The organism is Oscillospiraceae bacterium (genome assembly GCA_009780275.1).
Taxonomy (GTDB): Bacteria; Bacillota; Clostridia; order Oscillospirales; family UBA929; genus WRAI01.
This window is the reverse complement of sequence record WRAI01000023.1, coordinates 1-13,760: the sequence shown is the minus strand read 5'-3', so window position 1 is coordinate 13,760 and position 13,760 is coordinate 1. Positions and strand designations below refer to the sequence as shown.

Below are 13,760 nucleotides of genomic sequence, written 5' to 3'. Positions count from 1 at the left end.
ATAACTATCAAAACCCTACCTATACCAAACCCTTTCATACTCCCTTGCCCTTTCACGCTCACGCAGTTTAATCAATTTATACGCCTGTTCGGGCGCAACTTCGTCTAAAATCCGTTGAAAACTCCGCTCGTTTATCATTTCAAGCAATCGTTCGCTTTGGGTGTATGCAAGTTTTTCTTTTGGCGTTAGACTTTGCAAATGCTTTTTATCAAGCCCTATCAAGTCATCTTTAATCTTCTGCCCATCATGGGCAACTTCCGCAAATAACTTTTGCCTTTGATATTCAAACGCAAAAATGTCTTTTTCAGCCACAAGCGGAGCAAGCCTGTCTTGTAACCGCTCGCTTGAACGCTCCATATCTTTTGCCTTGTATTCAAGCCGTTTTGCTTCGGCGGTCGCTTCTTCGGGAATAACATAAAATTCACGCTTGAAAGTGTTTGTCGCTTGATTAAACGAATTTTCAATCTGTTGTATTTGGCTATCGTAAAATCCTTTGCTTTTGAAAAGCCCTGTTTGTTGTCGCTCGGATTTCAAATCCGCAATTCGCTTTTTCAAGACTTCGATATTTTGCGCTCGCTCGGTTATTCTTTCGCTCTTAAATCGCAAAGACTGAATTTCTCGCCGTGTTTCGGCGGATTTTTGTTTTATGGCATTGATTTCTTTATCAAGGATGAAATGCCCCTGTTTTAACTCGTGCATATATTCCGCTGTGATTTGGGGTTTTGCTGTTTTGTTTTGTGATACGATTTCTTGATACTCTCTAACACGGTCACTATCACGCCCTGCCTTTTCCATAGCCTTCGCTATTGCGCCAATATGGATTGTTGGCTCTCGGTCAATGCCTTGTGCTTTTAATGTGCGATGGTCTATCCGCTCGTCAAGTCCTTTTTCTTGCAACCGCTCATTGCAAATGTCAGCCCAACTCTCACGCCATTGCTCTAAAAGCTCCGTCTTGTTCCAATCTCGATTTTTGCCCTCAAAGCCTTTTGCGGAAACTTCACGAGTAGTTAGCATTATATGCGCATGGGGGTTGCCGTCTTGCTTGTCGTGAATAGCAAAATCAGCGCACATTCCTTTATCAACGAAATTGTCTTTGATATAGTCACGGACAAGCTCGATTTGTTCTTGTAAATCAAATTCGACAGGCAAGGCAATGTCTATTTCTCGTGCCGTTTGCGAATCCTTGCGCTTTTCGGATTTCTCAACGGCATTCCAAAGAATGGGGCGGTTTTGAAATTCTTTCGGTGCATTTTGAGGTAGCATAATCTCGGAATGTACAACACCCGATTTACGGGTATAGTCGTGCGTTATTCCGTCATATTCGTTATGCAATTTTTCGCCTGCACGATATGCAGCAGCGGCAACCGATGAACGCCCTGCGCTCCGCTTGATTATCTGTGCGTGAAGATGATAAATTGCCATAACGCCCCTCGCCTTTCCGCACTACACGATAGTGCGATTCCTTAATAAAATATGCTCGCACCGTGTAAAACGTGCGAGCGATTTTTATTAAGGGCAAAGGAGCGTGAGCGAATTTGCAAGCTCCACGCCAAGTGGCGCACACGTTCGTTAGAACGTATAAGTGCGCTTTTCAGACTTTTGCGCAGTCGAAGATTTATGGCACGGCTATAAATTTTCGGCAATTTTAGCAGACGTAAGTTTGCTAAAATGATGGGCGCAAAAGTGATGTTCGCCATAGCACATTTTATATGCCAAGTGCATATATTGAAAATGTAGTGCTATGGTGAACGATGACAACTGGGAGGGGAAATCTTATGGACGAAAAGGACGAAAAACGATTGCAAAATATACGAGAAAAAATAGCGACGATGAAAAAGCAAGAGCAGACTGTTGTTGCTCGAATAAAAGAAAAGGAACGTAAATCACGAACACGCCGTTTGATACAAAACGGCGCAGTGGCTGAAAAATATTTGAATTGTGAGGGGTTCGAGCCAACAGAGTTTGAGGAGCGAATAAAGGAAATCGCAAAATTATTACAAGCGATTGACGGCGAAAACGGAACGGCGAGGAATGACGGCAAGTTACAACGCAATGACGGTATTCCGAATTAAGGTGATACTATCCCTTTCCCTGTTTCGATATTCTAACAAAAAAGACACAGCTACTGTCAAGGGTCAAGATGAATGGCTACGCCACCCTATGACAGGCTGTGCTTTTTTGTGGTTTCGTATCTAAGGGGAAAGGCGAAGTGTGGTTTATATTTCATTTGACATTTTCATTGAAAATATGATATAATTCTCTTATTGACAGGCACTTTCAACGCTGTTTGGGCGTTTTGTATATATGACAAACGTAGCAAGCAGCGAGATTTACGCCACATGGCCGGAACAGACCTTGCGGGCGAACATTTTGGCGATTTTATCGTTTACGCTCAATCGTGTTTTTACATACATCTGTACGTTGAGAAAATATGCTTTCGTAAGCCGTCACATTGATATACATTCGTTTATAGAGAAGGCGTTGTAATACATCCGACGTGTCTGTAAAAAATCCTTATATCTTGCGTTGTCCCCCCATCTGTTACCACTCGCTCACCTATCTCAATTTTCTCAATCAAGGCTTCGAGTAATTCTCTGTCCACCTCCAAAGCGGTGGATTTTTCTTTTATCAAGGAAGTCCATCTGCTAATATCAAAATGCTTGTCTTTGACTTCCTCAATGGATTGGTTCAGTAGTTCAAATCTGCTTTCGGCAATCGCGCGACTTGCTTCGATTCGACTTGCTCTTTCGGCAAACTCGGCGTTGGTGATGCGCTCATCGAATCTATCGTCATACAAAACTTCAATTTGATTGTCGAGTACATAGAGTTGTTGCTCTAATTTGCGTACTTCTCTTATCACGGCAGATGTGTCCGTTTTTTGATCGCCGACAAGACGTTCCATGAGCTGTTTTGCAATGCCGCTTTCATCTATCTTGATTTGCTGTGCCATTTCGCTGATTTGCGATAGTACGATGACTTTTAGATTTTTCTCCAAAATCCTGTGCGTGGAGCAGGCTGTGCCGCCACTTCGAGTGTAGGTACGACAGCCATATGCACCAAAGGCGGCTATTCGACCATCTTTCTTCACCTCTTGCCGCTTGATATAACCCATCTTTGTACAACAATCCGAGCAGACAACCAATCCCGAAAATAGGCTTTGCTTTGGTTCACTTGCATTTGCCGCATTTGCTTTTACAGCATTATTAAGCGCTTGCACCTTGTCCCATAATTCGATGTCAATGATGGCAGAGTGAGTGTTTTCAACTCTTATCCACTCATTCTCGTCGCGTTTATATTCCCGACTGTCACGATAAGAACGAGTGCCGCGTTTGAGCGAAACAGTATGTCCGATATATACTTCGTTGTTCAGCATCAGTTTCACCGTGCGGGATGTCCAAATAGCGGTGATGATGGCTGTTGTTTCGCGCTCTTGCCGTTTGAAGTAGTACAATCTTGGCGGTAGGATGTTTTCCTTGTTCAGTTCACCTGCTACTTTTGAATACCCCATGCCGGTCGCTCTTAGTTCAAACATTTTGCGAACCACATTGGAAGCGTAACTGTCAATGATTAGACGATGACGTTCCTTTGGATTGATGTCATAGCCATACGGCGTAGTTCCCGAAAGTTTATGACCCTCTTTTGCTTTTGCCGTCATCACAGACTTGATTCGGCGGCGGACATCGCGCACATAAAAATCATTTACGGCATTTAGGAATGGCATAATGTCGTTCTCGCCGTTTTCGGTGTCAATGCCATCAGACAAACTGACAAAACGGCAACCAAGCGCAGGGAGTTCTTCCTCTAAATAGCGCCCGGCTTCGAGGTAGTTACGCCCGAAGCGCGAGAGGTCTTTTACAATGACAAGGTTAATCACTCCGGCACGCACATCTTCCATCATATCTAAAAAGCCTTGACGGTTGAAATTTGCGCCGCTTGCGCCGTCGTCTACATAGGTTCGTGTTTCAATCCAGTCCGGCATCATGCCGATAAACTTTGAAAGCATTGCTTCTTGATTTTCGATGCTGACAGAATCTTCGCCGCTTTTGTGATAGCCTTTGCTTTCATTTGACAGACGAATATACTTGCCCACTTTGTAGATTTTCATGCGTTCACCGCCTGTGGCGGCAATAGGCTTAGACGATCAATGTCACCAACGTAGTTATAGACAATGCGAATGTCGCACTCACGACTACCGTTTATAATTTGTGTTTCTCCAACGATAATGCGGTCAATAAGCAAATTCAGCATTTCAGGGTCGAGTGTTTCGAGTCTTGCATATTCTCTAACCATGCTCATCCATTTTTCAGCGCCATTTTCAAGTGGTTTAATTCTGCTTACACGATGTTCGAGAATAGCAACCGATTTTGAACGTTCAACTCGTTCCTGCTCGTATTTCTGAACTTGCCGTTTGAAAAAACTGTCGGGGACAAGTCCCGATATTTTATCCTCATACAAACTTTCAATAAGCGTGTCGAGTTTGTCAAGTTGCTTGAGGTGAGCATCCAATTCGCTTAGATAGACAGAGGAATAATTGTTATTTGTCTGCCCGGCTAATATCGCACTAAGCATACGCTCCTCGTTAAACTCTATCCTTTCAGCATAACCTTGAAGATGTGCAACAACCAAATCCATAAGCACATTCTCGCCAATCGAATGTATGGTACAGGCCGCTTTACCGCTACGCCCGTAAGTGCTGCACATATACGAAACGTGCTTATATTCGCTGCCGTCTTTACGTTTGCGCCGTTCTACGTTCCCGCGATGCTTGAAATCGCAATCGGAACAATATAGCAAGCCTGTAAAGAGGTTTGTTCCGCCATCTGTTCTGCGACTCGGACGATATTTTTTGTGAGTGAACTCTTGCACACGCTCCCATAAATCAAGGTCAACCAATGGTTCGTGTGTGCCTTCGACACGTACCCATTCGTCACGGTCTTTTCTTACTTGCTTTTGGTTTTTGTATGACAATGTGCCATATTTACAGGCGACCAAATTGCCGATGTACACTTCGTTTTTTGCAATGTCTTGCACGGTAGTTTGCCCCCACAAGCGGCTGGTTTTGGTTGGGTTTTTCTCTCCTTTGTTTTTGTAATACACTTCGCGCGGCGTTGAAATTCCGTCGTCATTGAGGTGCATGGCGATGGCTCGAAACCCCGTGCCTGCTGCTCTCATCGAAAAAATCCGGCGAACAACAGGTGCGGTGTTCTCATCGACGACGAGCTGGTGGCGGTTGTTCGGGTCTTTTTGGTAGCCATACGGCGCATATGTTCCCGTGAATTTTCCACTTGATGCCGAAATTCGTTTTGCCGCCTTTACTTTGGTGCTTGTAGTCTTAGAGTGCTGTTCGTTGAACCAGTTGCGGAACACCATCATATCATCTAATTTTTCGTTTAGCGAAATCAACTCACAGCCGTGTTCGGGCAGGAATATTTCGGCAAGATTGCCAACTTCCAAATAATTTCTTCCAAGCCGTGACAAGTCTTTAATAAGGATCGTGTTAATGATGCCGTCTTTTACATCGACAATCATTTTTTGAAACGCCGGACGATTTTGGTTTGTACCACTAAACCCATCGTCCTGATATATTTCGTAAACATTCCACCCCTTTTCTTCCGCGTATTTTTCGAGCATGAGTTTTTGGTTTTCGATTGAAACACTTTCTCCAGCTCTGTCGTCCTCTTTACTAAGGCGGACATAGATGCCAACCTTGTAGCGTTTTTGTTTTGCCATTATCAAACCCTCCGTAATATTAGGCAAAACACAAGGCTGACGAAACGATTTACATTTTAATTATAGCGCGCTTTTCAGAAAAGTGCAGCCTCTTTTGCCGAAAATTTTATTTGCTTGCATTTTGCTCCCGCCTTCCCTTCTCGTCGCGAAGGATTTTTCGGACTGTCAACTCCTCCAATGCCGTAGCGAAGTCAATTTTTCCGCTGTATTCAGTTGTTATGCGGTATATGGTTCTGCCTATTTTTTTCTCGTAATAAGTTGTAAGCGGCATTGGCATCTGCCGATTTATCAAATTCATGAGCATACTCCTTATCACCGTTTATTTGCAATCTTCCAGTATGATTTATATGAAGCACGCTCCGTGAGTAGACGGTGATAGGTTGTACTTTTTTCATAGTTATGCGCAAAACTCATGGACAACCCCTCCCGTCTTCACTATACACATCATAATCAAAACCGCGGCCGACTTGGCAAAACTCACAAGCCTCCGCGGTTTCCTTCCATTCATGTTTAACGAGAGTGTAACCGGCTTTTTCAAAATCGGATATGCAACGCGGACATAGGGTGAGTGTCCAAATTTTCTCCTTGTTCATACACCACTACCCAATCCAATACTAACAGCCAGTGCTTTGTCGATAGCAGCTTGTTCCTCTGCGCCAATTCGTCCAATATAACTACCGAGGCGTGAGCGGTCGATGGTACGTATTTGCTCAGTCAAAGCCAGCGAATCAATTTCCAGTCCGCATGACTGTGGGATGAGTACATGAGTGGGCATCATATTCTTTTTCACTTTCGTTGTGAGCGGAACAACCACAAGCGTAGGGCTGTGCTTGTTGCCTATATCGTTCTGCGTAATCAGCACAGGGCGTGTGTCGCCTTGCTCCGATCCAAAGACAGGGTTTAGGTCGGCGTAGTAAATCTCGCCACGTTTGATTGTATTTATCATTTGAGCATCCTCATTTCTTAAAAATAAGTACGGCGGCAGACTCAAAGAGTCTGCCGCCGTTTGTCGGGGAATTCCCCCCCTACTGCTTATAGGCAAGAATTTCGGGCATCTACAAAAGATTTACTTAAAAAACTTCAAAAAAGTTTTTCATCAAGCAAAAACCGCAATTTTTTTATCGTCTGCTTCGCTCGATAACTGATGAGCTGCTGTGATATTCCGGTCTCCTTACTTAACTGTGATTGGGACTTGTCCGCAAAGTAGAGTTCGGCAATCAGTTCACGCTCATACTCATCGAGCCTTGCGATAGCGGCATAAAGTTGTTCAATCAAAAGCCGCTCCATCACCGCTTGCTCAACAGGGTTTGAAATTCGCCCCGACGGTATCATTTCTTCCCCAAGTGTTTCTTCTGTGTCAAGGTCACTATTCAATAATTTGGATCGGATACCGTCCGTGCTGTACTGAGCGGCTTGTGAAACCAAAAACACAAGCCCGTATGTATTAACTGTGGTATTTGGAGAAAAGCAAGGCTCGCAAAAACCCGAAAAACCAAATACCACAAATTAACCTCTAATGTCTTCACGCTTTATAACAACTAACGGATTAGATTCAACACACACGATACACGCCTCATAACCTTTTCGCGGGCATGCCGGTGACCTTAACTGATTCCAACATGGCTTCTCATAACACGGACAATCTAAAACCACTGTATTGTGATAATCTCTGCGCTTTCGCTTATACTTGCACGAGTTGCACTTCGACCATATAACGACCTTGTTTGACTCCGGCAGCCTATTCAAAAGGTAGAGTAGCAGCGCGAGAATGGCGAGGACTACCAACAAAGAAACGAAACTCCCGACACGCCCGTAACGCTGATAAATCCATGCGACAAACACAAAAGCTCTTTCGTGCATTTATTTCATCCTTTTTTCAAACTGTCTACGCAAAACTATGTTCATACTCCCAGTGGTAATTCAAATACAGTGCAAAGATTTCATCCTGCACTTGCTCAAAACACGCCATCGCTTTTGGCCCGAATAGATCTTCTTTCTTTTCCAGTATTTTCGCAGCTTGCATGGCACGGCGCGCGATGTTGCCATGCGAAAATCTCCCGCTCCTGTAATGAACCATATCGTCCAACATATCGGCAAGTCCGACCAACTGAGCAGACAAAGGGATTTCATCGCCGTGAAGTTTATTCGGGTAGCCCGTACCGTCGAATCGCTCATGGCAACCACGCACAGCCTCAAAAACAATCTCATTAAACTGCGGTGCAAAATCCATGTTCCAATACTCGTTCAACACCTTTTCTGCCATAACGGGGCGCTGTTTAATGTCATTGCGCGCAAGGTAAATGCCGATCTCATGGTAGCGCCCCGCATAAGATAACGCTATATGGTAAGTTTTCATATCTATTTCTTCCGGTAGCTGCTCCTCCGGCACATATGCCGCTAAAACAGCCGCTAAAACAGCTACACGCCGGCTGTGCCGGATGATATGCTCCGGCAGATGGTTAAATATGGCGTGTAAGGCATCATAGCCATTGTGCATAATCACATTCATGTGGTGTTCTTCTTTTTTCTTAACAAAATAATGTTGTTTCATTTCAAACCCTCCTCTTATAAACTGTTTTTTTAGTGTATTTGATTATAACTTTCACGCCGGCCAATCCAACGACATAATTCGCATTTTACTATGAATCACACCCATGTCTTGTAAACACATAAAGACCTCTTGCAGCACACCGGACTTTGCCCAGCGGCTCAATCGCGTGTAAACTGTGTGCCAATTCCCGAATTCAGGCGGTAACGCTCTCCATTTACAACCACGTTCAAGCACGTACAGCAATGCATTGAGTACCTCAATGTTATTCATCGTTGGTGTTTTCCGGAATCTCGGAAAACAAGGTTCTATTTTTTGGTATTGCTCTGTCGTTATCTTCGTAGCTACCATTACATCACATTCATAGCCTAAAACATTAGCTAAAACAGCGCTCTGTTGGCTGTGTCCCATAATAGTTATTTTCATATACCTCCAATACATAACTGTTTTACAAAGTGAGCAATACGGCCGGAAAAGACCCTAACCTAACCGGCCGCTTTGCTCCAGCTTCCCAAAGGGATGGGAATTTGTATATATGAACCCCCGCCGACAGCAGGAGGACATATCAAAAAAGAGTCAAAAATAAATGGCGAACCGTAACACTGATCTCAGACACGCTAAGATTTAGGTTACAGTCCGCCATTTACTGTTTAGTAAATGCCCTTGTGCGGCACTGTCTACTTTACTTATTCTATTTTACCAATCTGCATTTACTTTTTCAGATACTGCCCCTCATAGACAAATCTGCGATTTTTCTTTGCGCCGATAACCAACATCGTGGTCAATACGGACGCACTGCCAATCATCAACGAGAGCCATAACCCAAGGTTGCGACTATCGCCGGTCTGCGGGCTGTCGCCGAGCGGCGGCTGCGGGTCATACGGTATATACGGCAAATCGGTATGTGTGCCGGGATGGAATCTATTGTGGATATTCCAACCATCAATGCGTTTGGTGTAGTCATAGATTCGCGCTTCATTCACCGTGTAGACGATTTCGTTACCATTCGAATCATACTTCGCAAGTTCAAATGAGAACCTCCAATGGTTTTCTGCCGTCAACAGGAATGTTCTGTACAGCTCACCGTTTGCGTAGATAAACACAGTGATAGACGTAGGACGATTTTGCACAGGGTTGTTCAGATGATTCCAGTATTTACGCCCTTCTACAATTACCCTCCCCGGCGGCGGTGTGCGCTCCAGCGTGTTGGTAATGGTAAATCCGCTCGTGGCGTTGCCGGATATAGACTTGGTATAGCCTGCGGGAACGTTTGGTTCGTACACCGTCCATGTCGGCCCGACTTCAAGCCCCGTCCATGTGAATTGCCAGTTGTTGGCGGCGTTGAGCGTGACAAGATTGCCGTGCGCCACGCCGTTTCTGCGAAGCTGCACTTGTACGCTCGTCGGTCGGTTCGGATTATTGTCGTCATTCCATACTTTTCTGACAGACACTGAGGTGGTTGGCGGCACATCTTCTCTCGTATTGGTGATAATCCATCCGTTTACCGCGTCACCGGAGATAGACTTGGTGTAACCTGCGGGAACGTTAGGCTCATATACCGTCCACACCGGCCCTCTTTCCAGCCCTGTCCACAGATGCGTCCAGTTGTTGGCGGCGTTGAGGGTGACGAGTTCGCCGTAGGCAACGCCGTTGCGGAGAAGCTGCACTTGTACGCTGGTCGGGCGGTTGGGGTTGTTGTTGTCGTTCCACACCTTTGTCACGCGGACTTCGGTGTAATCCGACTCAAATTCGTTGGTAAATGTAGCTATTTCTTCATCAATAGCTGCGCCATTTCTCGCGTAGGTTGTGGATTGTACATACAACTCGCCGTCGTCATTGATAGCCAGTACAAACGTAACCGTCCAAAGCGCCGTATCGTAGGTAAATCCATCTTGTGCTGTGTCGACCTCATGGATTGTGTAGACAAACGTACCGGGTCGCCTGAACGTAATGTCGCTGAATTCGCCGATGCCTTCGCCGGTGACGGTTACGATCGCTGTGTCGCCGGGCAGGTCATGGGGCATAGGTGCGCCGTCTAAGCCGGTTAAGACAAACCGGAACTCCGCGTCTGCCGGCCACCCACCGCCGACAATGATTTTTTCTACGAATACAGACGGGTCATACGGCGGGAGTTCTGTGTTGACGATGTCAAAACCGCAACAATCGCAATAGCTTGCAATCCAGCCGTCGATGGGGACTTCCACAACGGTATACTCGATCTCGTTGCCGTCGGCGTCGTATTTCGGGAGGTTTTCAAAAATGAAATGCCACTCGCCGTTCGCGTCGGGTCTGACTTCAACTTCGGCTACTACTCTATCGCCGTCCATCAGACGAACTGTGATATATTCGGGCAATTCTACACCATCGGGATTTACCCATGTTTTCTCGCCCTCGATGTCAATCAGCCATTCGCCGTCAAAGCGGTTGGTGAACTCGGCCGTTATCCTGCCCTCAATCGTAGTGCCTTGACCTCTCTCCACCCAAATGAGTGAAAATCCGTCGGGCAAGGGGATAATCTCGGTGATGATATATGGTAGGTCTACGGGTGCGGTAAAGACTTCGCTGCTCTCGCCCGCCGCAAGATCAAACTCAAATACAAGCGGCTCGTCTAAGACACCTTGTCCCACCACTAACCTAAACCGGAATCGCTGGTCGGGGTCGGGCATATCGCCCTCGACGATTTTGGTGACGACAATCTCGCCCATTGGCGGGTCGCGCCGCTCGTTGATGAATTCAACCTCTATCGTGTAATCCGGGGCGATGGTCAAGTCGCCGATGATGTTCACGCCCTCGTTGATGACACCTGTGCCGACGCGGATAGATTTGAAATAATCCTCATGCGGCTCTTCCTCTACTGTAAACGTCACGCCCGCCGGGATATTCTCAAAGAGCATGGTTTCATTGTGTGCCAGCGTGAAGTTAAACGCGTAGTTTGTATCGGATAGCGTCACAGGTGTGCCGTTCATCAGAATGGTTACGGGCGCTGCCGGCAGATTGCCGAATGTGACGGTAAACGCAAACGCTTTTGTCAAGTCGGCGTCATCGCCTTTGGTGGTTTTGCGAACCAGCAAATGGCCGGGGTCGTCTGATTCATCATCATAGGTATTGACAAACGGGAAGGTTTGATTGCCGCTGTTTACTGTGCCGTCATGCCCGCCCGGTGGCGAAGTGATGTAGCCATACGCGGTGTAATCGCCCTCGACTACCGTAAACGTCGTGCCGAATGGCAAATCGCCGATAACCATAGCCTCACCGTGAGCCAGTGTGAATGTGCGCTCGTTATCGGTCGCCGACACTTGCACGGGATTGCCGTTCATCATAATGGTGATAAGCTCATTGGGCAGATTGTGGAAGGTGACGGTAAACTCGAATTCTTTGTCTAAATCCGCGCCATTGCCAACGACCGTCTTGGTAACGGTCATCTCGCCGAACTGCGCGATGTTGGTAAAGTCCACGATTATCATACGGTCATCGTCGGTGATTGTGCCTTGATGGTTGTTGCTCTGTACTCTGAATCCATCTACAGGCTGCTCGGTGACGACGTAGTCAACGCCGGTGGGGATACCCTCAAACACCATCGACTCGCCGTGCCGCAGCGTGAATGTGATTTCGTTATCGTCGGGGGATATTTGCACCTCGTCGCCGTTCATCGTAATGGTGACGGTATGGTCGGGTAGGTTGTAGAATCTGACGGTGAACTCAAACGCTTGGTCGCGCTGCTCTTGGGTTAAGTTGCCGCCGTTTTCGTTCTCCACCGTTTTGGTGACGGTCAAATCGCCCGTCATTCTGCGGTTGAAGGCGTGTACGGTTATATTGACGTCATCCTGCCGAACGGTGAAATAATACCGTGTAATAGGGTCGCCATTTTCGTCTATATCAAAATCCCAACCGCGAGGCGGACTGATTTCCACCCACACATAGTTGCCAGGTTCGATATTCGGGATAACAATGCGGCCGTCCACATCGGTGGTGAACTTCGTGCCGATGCGGGTCTCGGTGCCATCGTCGTTTATGCGGTACAGCGCGAACACCGCGTTTGCGACCGGATTATTCGGCACAACCACCTCACCGTTTGCGTCCACTTCTACCTTTTGCAGCGTGACGGTGCGCTCTATCTCGCCGCCGGCGAGGACGTTGAGCCTGTGCTGGCTGGACGTCCATGCCAATGTAACCACCATGAGCGCGGATATGATCATAACAACAGCCATCAGTACCGATACCGCTTTATGTATGTTTATTTTCTTTCCTTTGATAGCTGCTACCATAATGACTTGCTCCTTTTGGTATGTTTAGAATTTGTGTGAAATGCTCTTGCATGGCTCAAAGTATTTTGGGGCATGAAACAACATTTCTGTTTAGCTATTGCATAATTTGAAATTATAGCGTATAATAAGTAAGGAATACCATGAATTCATTTAGGAGGTACTATTATGGAACTTGCAAAAATTACATCTAAAGGGCAAATCACATTGCCGATAGGGCTGCGCCGCAAATTGAATCTCAAAGAGGGTGGCAAGGTTGCGTTTATCGAAAGCGAAGACGGATTTACAGTTGTGAATCCCGTTAGGCTTGCCATTGAGGAAGTACAAAAAGCCTTTGAGGGCGAAGCGGAACGCTTGGGGCTGAAAACCGAAGAAGATGTTGTTGCTCTTGTGAAAGAGGTTCGCCGGCAAATGTGGGAGGAAGAAAATGCGAGTGACGGTTGACAGCAACATCTTAATTTCTATCGCGGTTTTTGGCAGTAAATCTCTTGGCAAAATGCTGGATTGTATTTGTGAGCGATATACACTTGTGTTGTCGTCTTACGTTGTTGATGAAATTACTCGCGTGGTAAAAGAAAAATTTCCGGGTAAAGCTGCAATAATGGATAATCTCTTATTTAAGTTACCATATGAAACAGAGTTTACGCCGCGCAAACTGCCAAAACACGACTTGTTTCAAATCCGCGATCCGTCAGATGAAAAGGTGCTTTACTCAGCCATTACCGCTGATGTAGATGTCTTGATTACAGGCGATAATGATTTTAATAACCTCGGGCTTGAACGCCCTGAAATCCTAAAGCCCGCTGATTTCATCACCAAATACCTTGCCTAACCAGCCCATCCCCCCCGCCCCCTGCCGCTATGGCAGGGGGCTTTTGCATGAGGCGCCCCGACCTCGTAAGCCGAGGCACCTGAGTAATGCTTTTTAATTTTATGTGCAAAAATTAAGCGTCAAGATCGACCCACAAAGCGGGACGAGGACCCCTGATGGCATGCGCAACGGAATGGTCCGCAGACGTAGAGCCATACGTAGTCACGTTGCTCGCAACCGTAGAGGTACGCCCGGCCGAGCGAGTCCACCAACCGCCGTTACCCGTACGCCAAGGAGCAGCACCCAAGTGAGTGTAAGCACCCTTGCTTTGTGCGTACGCGGTGGTAAGAGCCATGCCGTTTGTGACCATATTGGCATTCCACAGCATGTCGGGTTGTTGACCCATTTG

General features: G+C 46.5%; 12 protein-coding genes and 2 pseudogenes. 4 read left to right on the top strand and 10 right to left on the bottom strand.

The genetic code is table 11. The annotated features are described in order from the left end of the window. Positions 1–15 precede the first annotated feature (15 nt). On the bottom strand, positions 16–1,422 hold the full coding sequence (locus FWE06_07585) for a MobA/MobL family protein (GenBank protein ID MCL2547033.1): 1,407 nt from the start codon (positions 1,420–1,422) through the stop codon (positions 16–18). A 353-nt stretch (positions 1,423–1,775) separates the two neighbouring features. On the opposite strand from FWE06_07585, the gene FWE06_07580 reads away from it, so the two are divergent. Together FWE06_07580 and FWE06_07575 are read left to right on the top strand one after the other, a co-directional pair. Further along, a complete protein-coding gene (locus FWE06_07580; GenBank protein MCL2547032.1) occupies positions 1,776–2,072 on the top strand; it encodes a hypothetical protein in 297 nt (98 codons plus the stop codon). A 229-nt stretch (positions 2,073–2,301) separates the two neighbouring features. Further along, a pseudogene (locus FWE06_07575) lies at positions 2,302–2,409 on the top strand (carboxypeptidase regulatory-like domain-containing protein). Between the two features lie 58 nt (positions 2,410–2,467). On the opposite strand, the gene FWE06_07570 reads toward FWE06_07575, so the two are convergent. The 8 genes and pseudogenes from FWE06_07570 to FWE06_07535 form a co-directional block, all read right to left on the bottom strand. After that, a complete protein-coding gene (locus tag FWE06_07570; GenBank protein ID MCL2547031.1) occupies positions 2,468–4,105 on the bottom strand; it encodes a recombinase family protein in 1,638 nt (545 codons plus the stop codon). Further along, a complete protein-coding gene (locus FWE06_07565) occupies positions 4,102–5,730 on the bottom strand; it encodes a recombinase family protein (protein ID MCL2547030.1) in 1,629 nt (542 codons plus the stop codon). The genes FWE06_07570 and FWE06_07565 overlap by 4 nt, the downstream gene beginning before the upstream one ends. Positions 5,731–5,836: 106 nt before the next feature. Further along, the gene (locus tag FWE06_07560; GenBank protein MCL2547029.1) at positions 5,837–6,028 is read right to left on the bottom strand and encodes a hypothetical protein; all 192 of its coding nucleotides are present in this window, start codon (positions 6,026–6,028) and stop codon (positions 5,837–5,839) included. 291 nt (positions 6,029–6,319) lie between these two features. Further along, positions 6,320–6,676 (bottom strand): type II toxin-antitoxin system PemK/MazF family toxin, encoded by a 357-nt coding sequence (locus FWE06_07555; GenBank protein ID MCL2547028.1) that lies wholly within the window; start codon positions 6,674–6,676, stop codon positions 6,320–6,322. Between the two features lie 134 nt (positions 6,677–6,810). Then, entirely contained in the window at positions 6,811–7,233 is a 423-nt protein-coding gene (locus tag FWE06_07550; GenBank protein ID MCL2547027.1) for a sigma-70 family RNA polymerase sigma factor, read from the bottom strand. A 382-nt stretch (positions 7,234–7,615) separates the two neighbouring features. Further along, entirely contained in the window at positions 7,616–8,281 is a 666-nt protein-coding gene (locus FWE06_07545) for an HD domain-containing protein (protein MCL2547026.1), read from the bottom strand. Between the two features lie 108 nt (positions 8,282–8,389). Further along, positions 8,390–8,551: pseudogene (locus FWE06_07540) on the bottom strand (transposase). A 437-nt stretch (positions 8,552–8,988) separates the two neighbouring features. Then, positions 8,989–12,543 carry a Cna B-type domain-containing protein gene (locus FWE06_07535; protein MCL2547025.1) on the bottom strand — a complete coding sequence of 1,185 codons (3,555 nt, stop codon included), beginning with the start codon at positions 12,541–12,543 and terminating at the stop codon, positions 8,989–8,991. A 165-nt stretch (positions 12,544–12,708) separates the two neighbouring features. On the opposite strand from FWE06_07535, the gene FWE06_07530 reads away from it, so the two are divergent. After that, positions 12,709–12,984, top strand: a complete 276-nt coding sequence (locus FWE06_07530) for an AbrB/MazE/SpoVT family DNA-binding domain-containing protein (protein ID MCL2547024.1) — start codon at positions 12,709–12,711, stop codon at positions 12,982–12,984. After that, positions 12,968–13,372: a putative toxin-antitoxin system toxin component, PIN family gene (locus FWE06_07525; protein ID MCL2547023.1), complete on the top strand. Its 405-nt coding sequence runs from the start codon at positions 12,968–12,970 to the stop codon at positions 13,370–13,372. Before FWE06_07530 ends, FWE06_07525 begins: the two co-directional genes overlap by 17 nt. Before the next feature lie 112 nt (positions 13,373–13,484). On the opposite strand, the gene FWE06_07520 is transcribed toward FWE06_07525, so the two are convergent. After that, on the bottom strand, positions 13,485–13,760 hold a 276-nt coding region (locus tag FWE06_07520), incomplete at its 5' end, for a DUF6273 domain-containing protein (protein ID MCL2547022.1).